Here is a 16,508-nt window from a genome sequence, read left to right as displayed (position 1 = left end):
TATCACACATCAAAAGGAGCCCGACAGTGATCGACACATTCAACCGAACCGGTCCGCTTATGGATGCCTCAAGTTATCCCACCTGGGCTCAGCAACTGATCCAGGACTGTAGCGAGAGCAAGCGCCGCGTTGTCGAACATGAACTGTACCAGCGTATGCGCGATAACCAGCTCAGCGCCAAGACCATGCGGCACTACCTGATTGGCGGCTGGCCAGTGGTTGAACAGTTTGCGTTGTACATGGCGCAGAACCTCACCAAGACCAAGTTTGCCCGCCATCCTGGGGAGGATATGGCGCGCCGCTGGTTGATGCGCAACATTCGCGTGGAACTGAATCACGCTGACTATTGGGTGCACTGGGCGCGTGCCCATGGTGTCACTCTGGAAGAGTTGCAGGCACAAAATGTTCCGCCCGAGTTGCATGCCCTGAGCCATTGGTGCTGGCACACAAGTTCGGCGGATTCATTGATCGTTGCGATCGCTGCCACCAACTATGCGATCGAAGGCGCCACCGGTGAATGGTCTGCCGTGGTGTGCTCGACAGGCGTCTACGCGGCGGCCTTCCCCGAGGAAGATCGCAAGCGGGCGATGAAGTGGTTGAAAATGCATGCCCAGTATGATGACGCGCATCCCTGGGAAGCCCTGGAAATCATTTGCACCCTGGCCGGGATGAACCCGAGCAAGGCCCTGCAGGTGGAGTTGCGACAGGCGGTCTGCAAGAGCTACGACTACATGTACCTGTTCCTGGAGCGTTGCATGCAGCTGGAGAAAGCTCCGATTGCTCGCGAGCGGCAGGCGCTGGAAGCCAGCGAAGCCTGATATGACCTTGGCGGGGTCCTGGTTACCCCGCCAACGCCAGGCGATTACGGCCTTCGCGCTTGGCCACGTACAAGGCACTGTCGGCCCGGCGTAGCAGACTATCCGCGCTTTCTCCCGGCAACAACGTCGAGCAACCCAGGCTCACGGTTAATTCGATTCGTGTTGTATCCGCCCAATAATCCTGGGCTTGGGCCGCCTTTCGCAGGCGCTCGCCGACCAACGCTGCGGCCTCCCCGCCCGTGTTGGAAAGCAGGATCAGAAATTCTTCCCCACCAAAACGAAACACCATATCGACATTCCGCAGTTGGCTCTTGATCAACCCGGCGATCGCTTTGAGCACCTTGTCGCCGGTGGCATGGCCATGACTGTCGTTCACACGCTTGAAGTGATCAATGTCGAGCATCAGTAACGACAGCGGGTGCAAATGTCGCTTGGCCATGTCGATTTCCCGCTGCAGCGTCTGGTCCATGGCGATGCGATTGCCGGTGTCCGTCAAGGGGTCACGCAGCGCGCTGCGGGTTGCGGCCCGGTACATCAGGGCGTTGCGCATGGGATACAGCAAGGTGGCCAGCAACGACTCCAGGTTGCCTTGTTCCTCTTCACTGAAGCGCTGGTTGCGTCGGAAGATCAGTTCGCCCAGATGTTCACCCTCATGGCTGAGGGCATAGCTCACCGAGTGATGGCCGCGATGGCCGTATTCCAGGCGCAGATCACTGCTGTCGTGACGGTACTGCAGGGCCTCCAGGGGGACCAACCGCTGAATTTCGCGAAAAAACAGGCCGAGGATGCGTTCCGGCTGCAGGCTGGTCTGCAATTGCAGGGTCAGTTGCTGGCGCAGTTGCTCGAGGGTGGTGGGGCGAGGCGCAAGAACGGAAGGCCGACCAGAGCCCAAGCGCTGCAATTTGGCACTGTCGAAGTCAATCGCGTTGGTCTGGGTCGGTGTTTTCATGGATTGGCCTCTAAGCACCTAACACTGTCTGACAAGCTCAATGAGAGCAGCAGGTGCGGGTGTGCTACTGGTCATTCAGTTGTGTAAACCCTGAGTGACAGTTTAGTCCGCTTTGCCGAGGGTTATAACCCGCTTCCCATGCCGCGCGTCGTGATGTCGCGCAGCTTGCGTCGGGTAGAGTAGAGCGAAATTCATGCCATGTGCGTCAGCGGATAAAAAGCCAGCTGAATCATAGGATTGGAATTTGCTGGGGGCGCGGGCCGGACGGCGGAGAGTGGGCGCAGGCGCTGTCCGGGTCGAAATTTTCGCGATTGCTGGAAAGTTGCCGCCTCGTTTCGCTCGACCGCGCCTGCGGGTCGTGGGGTGAGCGGGTTATTGCGCGTCGAATGCCTGGCCATTGATACCGGTACTGTCCGGGCCCATCAGGTACAGGTACACCGGCATGATTTCCTCAGGCAGCGGATTGTTGACCGGGTTTTCCCCTGGATAGGCCTGAGCGCGCATGCTGGTGCGGGTGGCGCCCGGGTTGATGCTGTTGGCGCGTACGGCAGCGACGGTGTCGAGTTCGTCCGCCAGGGTTTGCATCAGGCCTTCGGTAGCGAATTTCGAAACCCCATAGGCGCCCCAGTAGGCGCGGCCTTTGCGTCCCACGCTACTGGAGGTGAATACCACCGAGGCATCCTGGGACAGCTTGAGCAACGGTAGCAAGGTCGCGGTCAGCATGAACATCGCATTGACGTTGATGTGCATCACGCGCATGAAGTTTTCGCCAGACAGCTGCTCGATCGGCGTACGTGGGCCAATGATCGAGGCGTTGTGCAGCAGACCGTCGAGACGGCCGAATTCTTTTTCGATCATTGCCGCCAGCTCATCGTATTGATGGGGCAGGGCGGTTTCCAGGTTGAATGGGATGACTACCGGCTGCGGGTGGCCAGCGTCTTCGATTTCGTCGTAGACCTGGGCCAGGTTGGCTTCGGTCTTGCCCAGCAGGAGGACGCTGGCACCGTGGGCTGCGTAGGTTTTTGCCGCTGCCGCGCCAATCCCGCGACCGGCACCGGTGACCAGGATGACCCGGTCCTTGAGTAATTCTGGGCGTGCGGAGTAATCAAACATAAACAACCTCAACAAAATTCAAGTGGCAATCCATGCGCCGCTGATTTCCCGTAGGAGCGAGCTTGCTCGCGAAAAACCTGAGAGCGCCGCGTCTAACCCGTAGCCGCGTATTATCGTTAACGTTTTTCGCGAGCAAGCTCGCTCCTACAGTGGGCGGGGGCGAATCAGCAGCTGCATAGCGCGTTATCCAGCACCTTGCGCAATTCCAGCGGGTGATTCACCACCACATCGGCACCCCAGTTGCGTGGGTTGTCGTCCGGGTGAATATAACCGTAGGTCACGGCGGCGGTGCGGGTGCCAGCGTCACGACCCGACTCGATGTCGCGCAAGTCATCACCCACGAACAGCACGCTGGCCGGGTCCAGGTCGAGCATCTTGCAGGCCAGGATCAGGGGTTCCGGGTCGGGCTTGCTGTTTTTCACGTGATCCGGGCAGATCAGCAGTGCCGAGCGGTTCGCCAGGCCCAGTTGCTGCATGATCGGTTCGGCGAAGCGCACGGGTTTGTTGGTGACCACGCCCCAGATCAGCTTGGATTTCTCGATATCGGCCAGCAGTTCGCCCATGCCGTCGAACAATTTGCTATGGATGGCGCAACCTTTCAGGTAACGCTCCAGAAATTCCAGGCGCAACGCTTCAAAACCCGGGGATTCAGGGTCCATCGAGAAGGTCACGGCGACCATGGCCTTGGCTCCGCCGGAGATTTCATCACGGATATGCTGGTCGTTGATCGGTGCCAGTCCGCGATCGGCGCGCATCGATTGGCAGATGGCGATAAAGTCCGGCGCGGTGTCCAGGAGGGTGCCGTCCATGTCGAAAAGAACTGCTTTCAACTTCACAGGCTCATTCCTCGCGCAAGGTCTGGATCATGTAATTGACGTCAACGTCGCTGGCCAGCTTGTAGTGCTTGGTCAGCGGGTTGTAGGTCAAGCCGATGATGTCCTTGACGGTGAGTCCGGCTTGACGGCTCCAGGCACCCAGTTCGGAAGGGCGGATGAATTTCTTGAAGTCGTGGGTGCCGCGAGGCAGCAGCTTCATGATGTATTCGGCACCGATGATCGCGAACAGATAGGCTTTCGGATTCCGGTTGATAGTCGAGAAGAAGACCTGGCCGCCGGGCTTGACCATGCGAAAACAGGCGCGGATCACCGAAGAGGGGTCCGGCACGTGTTCAAGCATCTCGAGGCAGGTGACCACGTCGAACTGCTCGGGCATTTCTTCGGCCAGGGCTTCGGCGGTGATCTGCCGGTATTCGACGCTCACGCCGGATTCCAGTTGATGCAGCTGCGCCACCGCCAGTGGCGCTTCGCCCATGTCGATGCCCATCACGGTCGCGCCGCGCAAGGCCATGGCTTCGCTGAGGATGCCGCCGCCGCAACCGACATCCAGAACCTTCTTGCCGGCCAGGTTGACGCGTTCGTCAATCCAGTTGACGCGCAATGGATTGATATCGTGCAGCGGCTTGAACTCGCTTTCGCGATCCCACCAACGATGGGCCAAGGCTTCGAATTTGGCGATTTCAGCGTGGTCGACGTTGCTCATGAATCATCCTCTAAATCTGATAAAACGGTTTGCCGGGCGTGAGGCGGGGCTCAAGCGCGGCGTTATTCGGTGTGTCCGCTGATGCGTTGGCCCCAGGCAATGGCCGTGGCGCACAACTGTTGTTCATCCAGGCGAGTCAGTTGCCGGTCGTCGAGCAATTGGTTGCCGTCGACCCAAAGGTGTTTCACACAATCGCGTCCGGTGGCATATATAAGCTGCGAGACAGGATCATAGATCGGTTGTTGCGCCAGGCCCGACAAGTCGAAGGCGACCAAGTCCGCGGCCTTGCCGATTTGCAGTGAGCCGATTTGGCTGTCCAGGCCCAACGCCCGGGCTCCATTGAGAGTGGCCATGCGCAACGCGCGATGAGCATCCAGGGCGGTGGCCGAGCCGGCAACGGCTTTGGCGAGCAAGGCCGCGGTGCGGGTTTCACCCAGCAGGTCAAGGTCATTGTTACTCGCGGCGCCGTCGGTGCCTACTGCCACATTGACGCCGGCTTGCCACAGACGTTCCACCGGGCAGAAGCCGCTGGCCAGTTTCAGGTTCGACTCCGGGCAATGGATGACGCTGCTGTTACTTTCTACCAGTAAAGTCAGGTCGTCCTCGCTGATTTGGGTCATATGCACCGCCTGGAAGCGCGGTCCCAGCAAGCCCAGGCGGCCAAGGCGTGTCAGCGGGCGCTCACCGTGATGCTCCACCGCCTGCTGCACTTCGAAGGCTGTTTCATGGACATGCATGTGAATGACGGCGTCCAGTTCCTCGGCGATCACCCGGACTTTCTCCAGGTTTTCATCGTTGACGGTATACGGCGCATGAGGCCCGAAGGCGATGTTGATGCGTGGGTGGTGCTTGAGGTCGCCAAACAGTTCGATGCCCTGGCGAATAGCCTCGTCGGCATTGCTGGCGCCGGGAATCGGGAAATCCAGGATCGGGACGGCGATCTGTGCGCGGATGCCACTGTTGTGCACCCGCTCGCTGGCAACTTTGGGAAAGAAATACATGTCCGAAAAACAAGTGATGCCGCCCTTGAGCTGCTCGGCGATGGCCAGGTCGGTGCCGTCACGCACGAAGGCTTCATCCACCCACTTGGCCTCGGCGGGCCAGATGTGATTTTCGAGCCAGTTCATCAGTGGCAAATCGTCCGCCAGGCCACGAAACAGTGTCATTGCCGCATGGCCGTGGGCGTTGATCAAGCCGGGGCTGAGCAACATGCCAGGCAGTTCCCGGACTTCGGTCGCCGCCAGTTTCAGTGCTTGCGTACGGGGGCCGATGAAGGCAATGCGCCCGTCACGGATACCCAGGCCGTGTTCCTTGAGCACTACGCCGGCAGGTTCGACCGGTACCAGCCAGGTTGGCAGGAGCAATAAGTCGAGCGGGGCGGCGGGTGGCATCATCGGAAGCGTCGTCCAAGGCTGTTATTAAGGAAGGGCGAAGTATACCCGAGCGTCTTGGCTGGCGGATCGCTATAATCGGCGGCTTTTGTGCATGAGTGCGGGGTGAGGGATGCGCGACCGACTGTTGGCTGCGGAGAAGGTAAAGGCCATCGATTGGCGTGATGGCGTCCTGCATCTGCTTGATCAGCGCAGGTTGCCATTCGAGGAAACCTGGATAGCCTGCGCCACTGCGGCGGATGTTGCGCTGGCTATTCGCTCGATGGCGGTACGTGGAGCGTCGGCGATTGGTATCAGTGCGGCCTACGGGCTGGTACTGGCGGCCCGTGCGCGGCTCGCCGAAGGCGGCGACTGGCAGGCGGCGTGGGAAGAGGACTTGGCGCTGCTGGCCGATACCCGTCCGACGGCGGCGCATCTGTTCTGGGCCTTGAACCGCATGCGCGACCGGCTGGATCGCTTCAAGGAGCCCGCCGACCCGCTGTCGACCCTGGAAGCGGAAGCCCGGGCGATCCATGAAAGTGATCGCGAAGCCAACCTGACCATGGCGCAGTTGGGTGTCGACCTGATCCGCAAGCACCAGGGCAATGCTCAGGCGATCCTTACCCATTGCAACGCGGGCGCCCTCGCGACCGGTGGTTTCGGCACGGCCCTGGGGGTGATTCGCGGGGCGTTCCTGGATGGCATGGTGGAACGCGTCTATGCCAACGAAACCCGTCCGTCGCTACAAGGTTCGCGGCTGACTGCGTGGGAGTTGGCGGGCGATGGCATCGCGGTCACGCTCAACAGCGATTCGGCCGGCGCCCATGTGTTGAAGACCAAAGGCGTCACCTGGGTGATCGTCGGGGCTGACTGCATTGCCGCCAATGGTGACGTGGCCAGCAAGATCGGCACTTATCAATTGGCCGTATGTGCGATGCACCACGGTGTGCGCTTCATGGTGGTGGCGCCCAGCTCCAGCATCGACATGATGCTGGCCAGTGGCGATGAAATCCCCCTTGAAGAGCGTGACGCAGAGGAGTTGCTGCAAGTCGGCGGCCAGCGGCTCGGGGCTGCCGTCGATGTGTTCAATCCGGTGTTTGACGTGACGCCGGCGGACTTGATTGACGTGATTGTCACGGAAAAAGGCATTGTCGAACGGCCCGACACGGCAAAACTGGCGCAATTGATGTGTCGTAAACGCTTGCATTGAGCGTTTTTCCCTGGAAAAACCGCCGAAGGTTTGCCTCAGGGCCTCTCTCGTCGCCGTCAAGCCTGTCATCCGTCAACTTACTATGCTCCATGCTCATCAGGGGGATAGGTGCGTGGCGGCGATTGTGATAACATTCGGCGGTTTCCAGGGTCACCCCAAGGGGTGATCTTTAATGCGCAGATCCGTGTCCTAACTCGTTGATTTGTCGTAAGTCGTTGCCAGGCACCATGCCGGCAGCGGCGAGCTTCGTTCGTCCCATATGGATGTGACGAGGTTTCACCCGAAAAAGGAATCAGGCTTCTCATGGGCGAACTGGCCAAAGAAATCCTCCCGGTCAATATCGAAGACGAGCTGAAACAGTCCTACCTCGACTACGCAATGAGCGTAATTGTCGGGCGGGCACTGCCTGATGCGCGCGATGGCTTGAAGCCCGTGCACCGGCGTGTGCTGTTCGCGATGAGCGAGCTGGGTAACGACTGGAACAAGCCGTACAAGAAATCTGCCCGTGTTGTCGGTGACGTGATCGGTAAGTATCACCCTCACGGCGACACTGCGGTGTACGACACCATCGTTCGGATGGCTCAACCGTTTTCCCTGCGCTACCTGCTGGTAGATGGCCAGGGCAACTTCGGTTCGGTCGACGGCGACAACGCCGCGGCCATGCGATACACCGAAGTGCGCATGACCAAGCTGGCGCACGAGTTGCTGGCCGACCTGCATAAAGAAACCGTGGACTGGGTGCCGAACTACGACGGCACCGAAATGATCCCGGCGGTCATGCCGACCCGTATTCCCAACCTGTTGGTCAACGGTTCCAGCGGTATCGCCGTAGGCATGGCCACCAACATCCCGCCACACAACCTCGGTGAAGTCATCGACGGTTGCCTGGCACTCATCGACAACCCTGAGCTGACCATCGATGAGTTGATGCAGTACATTCCCGGCCCGGACTTCCCGACCGCCGCGATCATCAACGGTCGCGCCGGCATCATCGAAGCCTACCGCACCGGTCGTGGCCGCATTTATATGCGTGCGCGCTCGATGATCGAGGACATCGACAAGGTCGGTGGCCGTCAGCAGATCGTCATTACCGAGCTGCCTTACCAGTTGAACAAGGCGCGCCTGATCGAAAAAATCGCCGAACTGGTTAAAGAGAAGAAGCTTGAAGGCATCACCGAGCTGCGCGACGAGTCTGATAAAGACGGTATGCGCGTGGTGATCGAGCTGCGTCGCGGCGAAGTGCCTGAGGTGATCCTCAACAACCTCTACGCCCAGACCCAGCTGCAAAGCGTGTTTGGTATCAACGTCGTGGCATTGATCGACGGCCGCCCACGCATCCTGAACCTCAAGGATCTGCTGGAAGCCTTTGTCCGTCACCGTCGCGAAGTAGTGACCCGGCGTACCGTGTTTGAACTGCGCAAGGCCCGTGAACGCGGGCACATCCTGGAAGGCCAGGCGGTAGCGTTGTCGAACATCGACCCGGTGATCGCCCTGATCAAGGCTTCGCCGACTCCGTCGGAAGCCAAGGAAGCGCTGATCAGCACCCCTTGGGAGTCCAGCGCGGTTGTCGCGATGGTCGAGCGCGCCGGTGCCGATTCCTGCCGTCCGGAGAACCTCGATCCGCAATACGGTCTGCGTGAAGGCAAGTACTTCCTGTCGCCGGAGCAGGCCCAGGCCATCCTCGAGTTGCGTCTGCACCGCCTGACCGGCCTGGAACACGAGAAGCTGCTGGCCGAATACCAGGAAATTCTCAACCAGATCGGCGAGCTGATCCGCATCCTCAATAGCGCTGTGCGCCTGATGGAAGTGGTCCGCGAAGAGCTGGAAGTGATCCGCGCCGAATACGGCGACGTGCGCCGTACCGAAATCCTCGACGCGCGTCTCGACCTGACCCTGGGTGACATGATCCCGGAAGAAGAGCGTGTGGTGACTATTTCCCACGGCGGCTATGCCAAGACTCAGCCACTGGCTGCCTATCAGGCCCAGCGCCGTGGCGGTAAAGGCAAGTCGGCGACCGGCGTCAAGGATGAGGACTACATTGCTCACCTGCTGGTTGCCAACAGCCACACCACGCTCCTGCTGTTCTCCAGCAAGGGCAAGGTGTACTGGCTGAAGACCTACGAAATCCCGGAAGCATCCCGTGCGGCCCGTGGTCGTCCCTTGGTCAACCTGCTGCCGCTGGACAGTGATGAATACATCACCACCATGCTGCCGGTCGAGGAATACACCGAAGGTCACTTCATTTTCATGGCGACCGCCAAGGGCACCGTGAAAAAGACCCCGCTGGAATCCTTCAGCCGCCAGCGCAGCGTGGGCCTGATCGCCCTGGAGCTGGACGAAGGCGACGTATTGATCTCCGCAGCCATCACCGATGGCGAGCGTGAGGTCATGCTGTTCTCCGACGGTGGCAAGGTCACGCGCTTCAAGGAGTCTGACGTGCGTGCCATGGGCCGTACCGCCCGCGGTGTGCGCGGTATGCGTCTGCCGGAAGGGCAGAAGCTGATTTCCATGCTGATCCCGGAAGAAGGCAGCGAGATCCTCACTGCTTCGGCTCGTGGTTATGGCAAGCGTACCGCTATCAGCGAGTTCCCGGAGTACAAGCGTGGCGGCCAGGGTGTGATCGCCATGGTCAGCAACGACCGTAACGGGCGTCTGGTCGGCGCGGTCCAGGTGCTGGATGGCGAGGAAATCATGTTGATTTCCGACCAGGGCACACTGGTGCGTACCCGTGTGGCTGAAGTGTCGAGCCTGGGGCGTAACACCCAGGGCGTGACGCTGATCAAGTTGGCCAGCGATGAAACGTTGGTCGGCCTGGAACGCGTCCAGGAGCCATCGGAAGTCGAAGGTGAAGAGCTCGAAGGCGAGACGTTTGAAGGCGAGGTGATCGCGGGCAGCGATGACAGCGTCGACGAGCCAACCCTCGACGCTGCCGCAGACGAAGAAGAACCGCAGGAATAAGCGGACATACAAGGGGGAGGATGAAAATTCGCCCCCTTGTTGTTTGTCCCGTTGAAATACAGCGTGGCCCGCGTAATGCTGCATCCGGTGCGCGTACGTCTGCCGGTCGCAGTGATTGCCCTGACTGTAGGAGCGAGCTTGCTCGCGAAGAGGGTTAACGAAAACGCAGCGCTTCTGGTTTATCTCGGTGCTCTCGGGTTCTTCGCGAGCAAGCTCGCTCCTACCGTCGGCGTTCGCAATGCGCCCTGGGCGGCGAGCAATCAGCGGTCTGCCGTTAATATTTGATGTATTGCACCACCCCACCAGATCAGAGTGAGATTGGATGTGAGCAAGAGAGCCTATAACTTCTGTGCCGGTCCCGCGGCGCTTCCTGAAGCAGTCCTGCAGCGTGCGCAGGGTGAACTCCTCGACTGGCATGGCAAAGGCCTCTCTGTGATGGAAATGAGCCATCGCAGCGATGAGTTCGTGTCCATCGCCACCAAGGCCGAGCAGGATCTGCGCGACCTGCTGGACATTCCATCCGATTACCAAGTGTTGTTCTTGCAAGGTGGCGCGAGCCTGCAGTTTGCCCAGCTGCCGCTGAACCTGCTGCCGGAAGACGGCACGGCCGACTACATCGACACCGGTATCTGGTCGCAGAAAGCCATTGAAGAAGCCTCGCGCTACGGCAACATCAATGTTGCGGGTACCGCCAAGCCTTACGATTACTTCGCGATTCCGGGTCAGAGCGAATGGAAGCTGTCTGCGGACGCGGCCTACGTGCACTACGTGCAGAACGAAACCATTGGCGGCCTGGAGTTCGACTGGGTGCCGCAGACCGGTGATGTTCCGCTGGTGTGTGACATGTCTTCGGACATTCTTTCGCGGCCTATCGATGTCTCCCGCTACGGCATGATCTACGCTGGCGCCCAGAAGAACATCGGCCCGAGCGGGATCCTGGTCAACATCATCCGTGAAGACCTGCTGGGGCGTGCGCGTTCGTTGTGCCCGACCATGCTCAACTACAAGGTCGCTGCCGATAACGGCTCGATGTACAACACTCCGCCGGCCTTTGCCTGGTACCTCTCGGGTCTGGTGTTCGAGTGGCTGAAAGAGCAGGGCGGTGTGGCGGCCATGGGCAAGCTCAACGAAGAGAAGAAACGCACCCTGTACGATTTCATCGATGCCAGCGGCCTGTACAGCAACCCGATCAACAAGACTGATCGCTCGTGGATGAACGTGCCCTTCCGCCTGGCGGATGATCGCCTGGACAAGCCGTTCCTGGCAGGCGCTGAAGAGCGTGGCCTGCTGAACCTCAAGGGGCACCGTTCGGTGGGGGGCATGCGCGCTTCGATCTACAATGCTGTCGACATCAATGGCGTCAAGGCGCTGGTGGCCTACATGACAGCGTTCGAAAAGGAACACGGCTAATGTCTGAGCAAGAACTCAAGGCCCTGCGCGTGCGCATTGACAGCCTCGACGAAAAAGTCCTGGAACTGATCAGCGAGCGTGCGCGCTGCGCCCAGGAAGTTGCACGGGTGAAAATGGCCTCCCTGGCCGAAGGCGAAGTGCCGGTGTTCTACCGTCCGGAGCGTGAGGCGCAGGTGCTCAAGCGGGTGATGGAGCGTAACCAGGGCCCGCTGGGCAACGAAGAGATGGCGCGGTTGTTCCGTGAAATCATGTCGTCGTGCCTGGCTTTGGAGCAGCCGCTGAAAGTGGCGTACCTCGGCCCGGAAGGGACCTTCACCCAAGCGGCGGCGATGAAGCACTTTGGTCACGCGGTGATCAGCAAGCCCATGGCAGCCATCGATGAAGTGTTCCGTGAAGTGGCGGCCGGCGCGGTGAATTTTGGCGTGGTGCCGGTGGAGAACTCCACCGAAGGCGCGGTCAACCACACCCTCGACAGCTTCCTTGAACACGATATGGTGATCTGCGGCGAAGTCGAGCTGCGCATTCACCACCATTTGTTGGTTGGCGAAAACACCAAGACCGACAGCATCAGCCGCATCTATTCCCATGCCCAGTCGCTGGCCCAGTGCCGCAAATGGCTGGATGCCCATTACCCGAATGTCGAGCGCGTGGCGGTGTCCAGCAACGCCGAGGCGGCCAAGCGGGTCAAGGGTGAGTGGAATTCGGCGGCGATTGCCGGTGATATGGCCGCGGGCCTTTACGGCTTGGCCCGTCTGGCGGAAAAAATCGAGGATCGCCCGGACAACTCCACGCGCTTTTTGATGATCGGCAGCCAGGAAGTGCCGCCGACCGGCGACGACAAGACTTCGATCATCGTCTCCATGAGTAACAAGCCCGGCGCGCTTCATGAGCTGCTGGTGCCGTTCCACGACAACGGGATTGACCTGACGCGCATCGAGACACGTCCGTCGCGCAGCGGTAAATGGACCTACGTGTTCTTTATCGACTTCATCGGCCATCACCGCGACCCGCTGGTCAAGAGTGTGCTGGAGAAAATCAGTCAGGAAGCCGTGGCGCTCAAGGTGCTCGGCTCTTACCCGAAAGCGGTTCTGTGAGGCTTTAACATGAGTGGCAATTTCCTCGCCTTGGCGCAGCCGGGCGTGCAACAACTGTCGCCTTACGTTCCAGGCAAGCCTGTGGACGAGCTGGCGCGTGAGCTGAATCTCGACCCGGCCAGGATCGTCAAACTGGCGAGTAACGAAAACCCGTTGGGCCCCAGTCCCAAGGTGCTGGCGGCGATTCGCGAAGAGTTGGCCGAGCTGACCCGCTATCCCGATGGCAACGGTTTTGCGCTCAAATCGCTGTTGGCCGAGCGCTGCCGGGTGGAGTTGAACCAGGTCACGCTGGGTAACGGCTCCAATGACATTCTTGAGCTGGTGGCGCGGGCCTATCTGGCGCCGGGCTTGAATGCGGTGTTCAGCGAGCATGCTTTTGCGGTCTATCCGATCGTCACTCAGGCGGTCGGTGCCGAGGCGCGGGTGATCCCGGCCAGGGACTGGGGGCATGATTTGCCTGCGATGCTGGCGGCGATCGATGCCCAGACCCGTGTGGTGTTTATCGCCAACCCGAACAACCCGACCGGGACCTGGTTTGGTGCCGAGGCGCTGGACGAGTTCCTGCAGGATGTGCCGGAACATGTGCTGGTGGTGCTGGACGAGGCCTACATCGAGTACGCCGAAGGCAGCGACCTGCCGGACGGCCTGGATTTTCTCGCCGCGTACCCCAATTTGCTGGTGTCCCGAACCTTCTCCAAGGCTTATGGCCTGGCCTCGTTGCGGGTTGGCTACGGCTTATCCACGGCGGTGGTCGCGGATGTGCTGAACCGCGTACGTCAACCGTTCAACGTCAACAGCCTGGCGCTGGCGGCAGCGTGTGCGGCTGTGCAGGACAGCGAGTACCTGGCTGAAGGCCGTCGCCTCAATGAAAGCGGCATGCTGCAGTTGCAGGAAGGTTTCCGCGAGTTGGGCCTGGGCTGGATTCCGTCCAAGGGCAATTTCATCTGCGTCGACCTCGGGCAAGACGCGGCGCCGATGTTTCAGGGGCTGTTGCGCGAAGGTGTGATCGTGCGTCCGGTTGCTAATTACGGGATGCCGAACCATTTGCGCATCACCATCGGTTTGCCGGCGGAAAACAGCCGTTTCCTTGAGGCGCTGGCCAAGGTCCTGGCCCGTGGTTGATGACACTGCGTTGCAACCTGTTGTGCCTGTGGTCGGTCGTCTGGTGGTGGTCGGGCTGGGGTTGATCGGCGGCTCCTTCGCCAAGGGGCTGCGGGAAAGCGGCTTGTGTGGCGAAGTGGTCGGCGTCGACCTGGATCCGCAATCGCGCAAGTTGGCGGTCGAGCTGGGGGTTGTCGATCGCTGCGAGGCGGACTTGGCGATGGCCTGCCGTGGCGCCGATGTGATTCAGTTGGCGGTGCCGATCCTGGCGATGGAAAAACTGTTGGCATTGCTCGCAGGCATGGACCTGGGGCAGGCGATTCTTACCGATGTCGGCAGCGCCAAGGGCAATGTGGTGCGTGCGGCGCGCTCGGCGTTTGGTGGCATGCCGTCGCGGTTCGTGCCGGGGCATCCGATTGCCGGCTCTGAACAGAGCGGGGTGGAAGCGTCCAATGCACAGTTGTTCCGCCGGCATAAAGTGATCCTGACGCCACTGCAGGAAACTGACCCGACCGCGTTGGCGGTGGTGGATCGCCTCTGGCGTGAGCTGGGCGCGGATGTCGAGCATATGCAGGTCGAGCGCCATGATGAAGTGTTGGCCGCGACCAGCCACTTGCCACATCTGTTGGCATTTGGTCTTGTCGATTCCCTCGCCAAGCGCAACGAAAACCTCGAGATTTTCCGTTACGCCGCCGGTGGCTTTCGCGATTTCACGCGGATTGCCGGCAGCGATCCAGTGATGTGGCATGACATCTTCCTGGCCAATCGCGAAGCGGTGCTGCGTACCCTGGACACCTTCCGCGGCGACCTGGATGCCTTGCGCGACGCGGTCGATGCCGGCGATGGCCATCAATTATTGGGCGTGTTCACCCGTGCGCGGGTGGCACGCGAGCATTTCAGCAAGATCTTGGCGCGCCGGGCCTATGTGGACGCTGCGGTGAGCGCCGACGAGGTGGTGTTTATCGCCAATCCTGGCGGTCGCCTGAGCGGGCAGATTCGGGTGCCGGGTGACAAGTCGATTTCCCACCGTTCGATCATGCTCGGTTCCTTGGCGGAAGGCGTGACTGAGGTCGAAGGCTTCCTGGAAGGCGAAGATGCGCTTGCGACGTTGCAGGCGTTCCGCGACATGGGCGTGGTGATTGAAGGCCCGCATCATGGGCGCGTGACAATTCATGGGGTCGGCTTGCATGGCTTGAAGCCGGCACCGGGGCCCATCTACCTCGGTAATTCGGGTACGTCCATGCGGCTGTTGTCCGGGTTGCTGGCGGCCCAGGCCTTTGACAGTGTCCTGACGGGGGACGCCTCGCTATCCAGGCGTCCGATGAGCCGCATCGCCAAACCCTTGCGGGAAATGGGCGCGATCATCGAGACCGGGCCGCAAGGGCATCCACCGCTGACCATTCGCGGCGGTCAGGCGCTTAAAGGCTTGAACTACGTGCTGCCGATGGCCAGCGCCCAGGTCAAGTCCAGTCTGCTGTTGGCCGGGTTGTATGCCGAAGGCAGGACGGCTGTCACCGAGCCTGCGCCGACCCGTGACCATACCGAGCGCATGCTGCGTGGTTTTGGTTATCCGGTTGAGGTTGCGGGGGCAACGGCTGCGGTCGAGTCGGGGCGCACGCTGCTCGCGACGCGTATCGAAGTGCCGGGTGATCTCTCATCTGCGGCGTTTTTCCTGGTGGCGGCCTCGATTGCCGAGGGCTCCGAGCTGTTGCTTGAGCATGTTGGCATCAATCCGACACGTATTGGTGTTATCGATATCCTGCGTTTAATGGGGGCGGACATCACCCTGGAGAATCTACGGGAGGTTGGCGGTGAGCCGGTTGCCGACCTGCGGGTCCGATCTGCGCCGCTGCAAGGCATCGAGATTCCCGCAGCGCTGGTGCCCTTGGCCATTGACGAATTCCCTGTGTTGTTTGTGGCCGCGGCCTGTGCCCAGGGTCGCACCGTATTGCGTGGGGCCGAGGAGCTGCGCGTCAAGGAGTCTGACCGGATCCAGGCGATGGCCGATGGTCTGCTGGCGCTGGGAGTGAAGTGTGTGCCGACACCCGATGGGATTATCATTGACGGGGGCGTGATCGGCGGGGGCGAGGTGCATGCCCACGGCGATCACCGGATTGCCATGGCATTCAGCGTGGCCTCGCTACGGGCTGCAGCGCCGATTCTTATCCATGACTGTGCCAATGTAGCTACATCTTTTCCGAATTTTCTTACACTGTGTGCCCAAGTCGGCATGCGTGTTGCCCAAGAGGCTTAATTGTGAATATCAAAGCACCGGTGATTACCATAGATGGGCCAAGTGGCTCGGGCAAAGGCACGGTGGCCGGCATTCTGGCCAAGCGCCTGGGATGGTGCCTGCTGGATTCCGGGGCGTTGTACCGCCTGCTGGCCTTCGCCGCGCGCAATCATGGCGTCGACCTGACCAATGAAGAATCGTTGAAACTGCTGGCCGCGCACCTCGACGTGCAGTTCGTGGGGGCGACGGAAGGTCATCCCCAGCGGATTATCCTGGAAGGGGATGATGTGACTGACGACCTGCGCAATGAGCAAGTCGGCTCCTGGGCTTCTCAGGTCGCCGCATTGCCGGCGGTGCGTGATGCGCTGCTGCAGCGTCAGCGGGCTTTTCAAGAGCCGCCGGGTCTGGTGGCGGATGGCCGCGATATGGGCACCGTGGTATTTCCCGAAGCGCCCTTGAAGATTTTCCTGACGGCCAGTGCCGAGGAGCGGGCCCGTCGCCGTTACTTGCAGTTGAAGGGCAAGGTCGATGGTGTTAGTCTGTCGAGTCTGCTAGATGAGATTCGTGCACGCGATGAGCGTGATACCCAGCGTTCGGTAGCCCCGCTTAAACCGGCGGCTGACGCCATACAGCTGGATTCCACGGAGTTGTCCATCGAGCAGGTGCTGGAACACATCCTGAGTGAAATCGCTATTCGCGATATCGCCGGATGA

Annotated in this window: 13 protein-coding genes; 8 read left to right on the top strand and 5 right to left on the bottom strand. The window is 60.5% G+C overall.

Annotated features, from left to right (window positions below):
• Positions 1-59 precede the first annotated feature (59 nt).
• Entirely contained in the window at positions 60-818 is a 759-nt protein-coding gene (locus tag BLU75_RS13975) for a TenA family transcriptional regulator (protein ID WP_373863641.1), read from the top strand.
• Between the two features lie 22 nt (positions 819-840).
• On the opposite strand, the gene BLU75_RS13970 is transcribed toward BLU75_RS13975, so the two are convergent.
• The 5 genes from BLU75_RS13970 to BLU75_RS13950 form a co-directional block, all read right to left on the bottom strand.
• Positions 841-1,767, bottom strand: coding sequence for a GGDEF domain-containing protein (locus BLU75_RS13970; protein ID WP_084378122.1), 927 nt, complete (start codon positions 1,765-1,767; stop codon positions 841-843).
• 372 nt (positions 1,768-2,139) lie between these two features.
• The gene (locus BLU75_RS13965; RefSeq protein ID WP_084378123.1) at positions 2,140-2,880 is read right to left on the bottom strand and encodes a YciK family oxidoreductase; all 741 of its coding nucleotides are present in this window, start codon (positions 2,878-2,880) and stop codon (positions 2,140-2,142) included.
• Between the two features lie 164 nt (positions 2,881-3,044).
• Positions 3,045-3,716 (bottom strand): N-acetylmuramic acid 6-phosphate phosphatase MupP, encoded by a 672-nt coding sequence (gene mupP / locus BLU75_RS13960; RefSeq protein WP_084378124.1) that lies wholly within the window; start codon positions 3,714-3,716, stop codon positions 3,045-3,047.
• A 4-nt stretch (positions 3,717-3,720) separates the two neighbouring features.
• Positions 3,721-4,419: a bifunctional 2-polyprenyl-6-hydroxyphenol methylase/3-demethylubiquinol 3-O-methyltransferase UbiG gene (gene ubiG, locus BLU75_RS13955; RefSeq protein WP_084378125.1), complete on the bottom strand. Its 699-nt coding sequence runs from the start codon at positions 4,417-4,419 to the stop codon at positions 3,721-3,723.
• 62 nt (positions 4,420-4,481) lie between these two features.
• A complete protein-coding gene (locus BLU75_RS13950) occupies positions 4,482-5,813 on the bottom strand; it encodes a TRZ/ATZ family hydrolase (protein WP_084378126.1) in 1,332 nt (443 codons plus the stop codon).
• 109 nt (positions 5,814-5,922) lie between these two features.
• Here BLU75_RS13950 and mtnA point away from each other — a divergent pair, with 109 nt between their 5' ends.
• The 7 genes from mtnA (at position 5,923) to cmk (ending at position 16,508) form a co-directional block, all read left to right on the top strand.
• A complete protein-coding gene (gene mtnA, locus BLU75_RS13945; RefSeq protein WP_084378127.1) occupies positions 5,923-6,999 on the top strand; it encodes an S-methyl-5-thioribose-1-phosphate isomerase in 1,077 nt (358 codons plus the stop codon).
• 303 nt (positions 7,000-7,302) lie between these two features.
• Complete coding sequence (gene gyrA / locus BLU75_RS13940) at positions 7,303-9,957, top strand: DNA gyrase subunit A (protein ID WP_090221481.1); 2,655 nt, start codon at positions 7,303-7,305, stop codon at positions 9,955-9,957.
• Positions 9,958-10,281: 324 nt separating this feature from the next.
• Complete coding sequence (gene serC / locus BLU75_RS13930; RefSeq protein ID WP_090221480.1) at positions 10,282-11,367, top strand: 3-phosphoserine/phosphohydroxythreonine transaminase; 1,086 nt, start codon at positions 10,282-10,284, stop codon at positions 11,365-11,367.
• The gene (gene pheA / locus BLU75_RS13925; RefSeq protein ID WP_084378131.1) at positions 11,367-12,461 is read left to right on the top strand and encodes a prephenate dehydratase; all 1,095 of its coding nucleotides are present in this window, start codon (positions 11,367-11,369) and stop codon (positions 12,459-12,461) included. The genes serC and pheA overlap by 1 nt, the downstream gene beginning before the upstream one ends.
• Before the next feature lie 9 nt (positions 12,462-12,470).
• Positions 12,471-13,583, top strand: a complete 1,113-nt coding sequence (hisC, locus tag BLU75_RS13920; RefSeq protein WP_084378132.1) for a histidinol-phosphate transaminase — start codon at positions 12,471-12,473, stop codon at positions 13,581-13,583.
• Between the two features lie 28 nt (positions 13,584-13,611).
• Positions 13,612-15,816: a bifunctional prephenate dehydrogenase/3-phosphoshikimate 1-carboxyvinyltransferase gene (locus tag BLU75_RS13915; RefSeq protein ID WP_084378268.1), complete on the top strand. Its 2,205-nt coding sequence runs from the start codon at positions 13,612-13,614 to the stop codon at positions 15,814-15,816.
• A 2-nt stretch (positions 15,817-15,818) separates the two neighbouring features.
• Positions 15,819-16,508, top strand: coding sequence for a (d)CMP kinase (cmk, locus tag BLU75_RS13910; RefSeq protein ID WP_084378133.1), 690 nt, complete (start codon positions 15,819-15,821; stop codon positions 16,506-16,508).

The organism is Pseudomonas mucidolens (genome assembly GCF_900106045.1).
Lineage (GTDB): Bacteria > Pseudomonadota > Gammaproteobacteria > Pseudomonadales > Pseudomonadaceae > Aquipseudomonas > Aquipseudomonas mucidolens.
This window is presented reverse-complemented; position numbering and strand designations above follow the sequence as displayed.

What these genes read in the sequence shown, in the direction of transcription:
- hisC (WP_084378132.1), top strand. Translation starts at nt 12,471, where the DNA reads ATGAGTGGCAATTTCCTCGCCTTGGCGCAGCCGGGCGTGCAACAACTG.
- BLU75_RS13965 (WP_084378123.1), bottom strand. Translation starts at nt 2,880, where the DNA reads ATGTTTGATTACTCCGCACGCCCAGAATTACTCAAGGACCGGGTCATC.
- pheA (WP_084378131.1), top strand. Translation starts at nt 11,367, where the DNA reads ATGTCTGAGCAAGAACTCAAGGCCCTGCGCGTGCGCATTGACAGCCTC.
- gyrA (WP_090221481.1), top strand. Translation starts at nt 7,303, where the DNA reads ATGGGCGAACTGGCCAAAGAAATCCTCCCGGTCAATATCGAAGACGAG.
- BLU75_RS13970 (WP_084378122.1), bottom strand. Translation starts at nt 1,767, where the DNA reads ATGAAAACACCGACCCAGACCAACGCGATTGACTTCGACAGTGCCAAA.
- BLU75_RS13975 (WP_373863641.1), top strand. Translation starts at nt 60, where the DNA reads ATGGATGCCTCAAGTTATCCCACCTGGGCTCAGCAACTGATCCAGGAC.
- mtnA (WP_084378127.1), top strand. Translation starts at nt 5,923, where the DNA reads ATGCGCGACCGACTGTTGGCTGCGGAGAAGGTAAAGGCCATCGATTGG.
- BLU75_RS13950 (WP_084378126.1), bottom strand. Translation starts at nt 5,813, where the DNA reads ATGATGCCACCCGCCGCCCCGCTCGACTTATTGCTCCTGCCAACCTGG.
- ubiG (WP_084378125.1), bottom strand. Translation starts at nt 4,419, where the DNA reads ATGAGCAACGTCGACCACGCTGAAATCGCCAAATTCGAAGCCTTGGCC.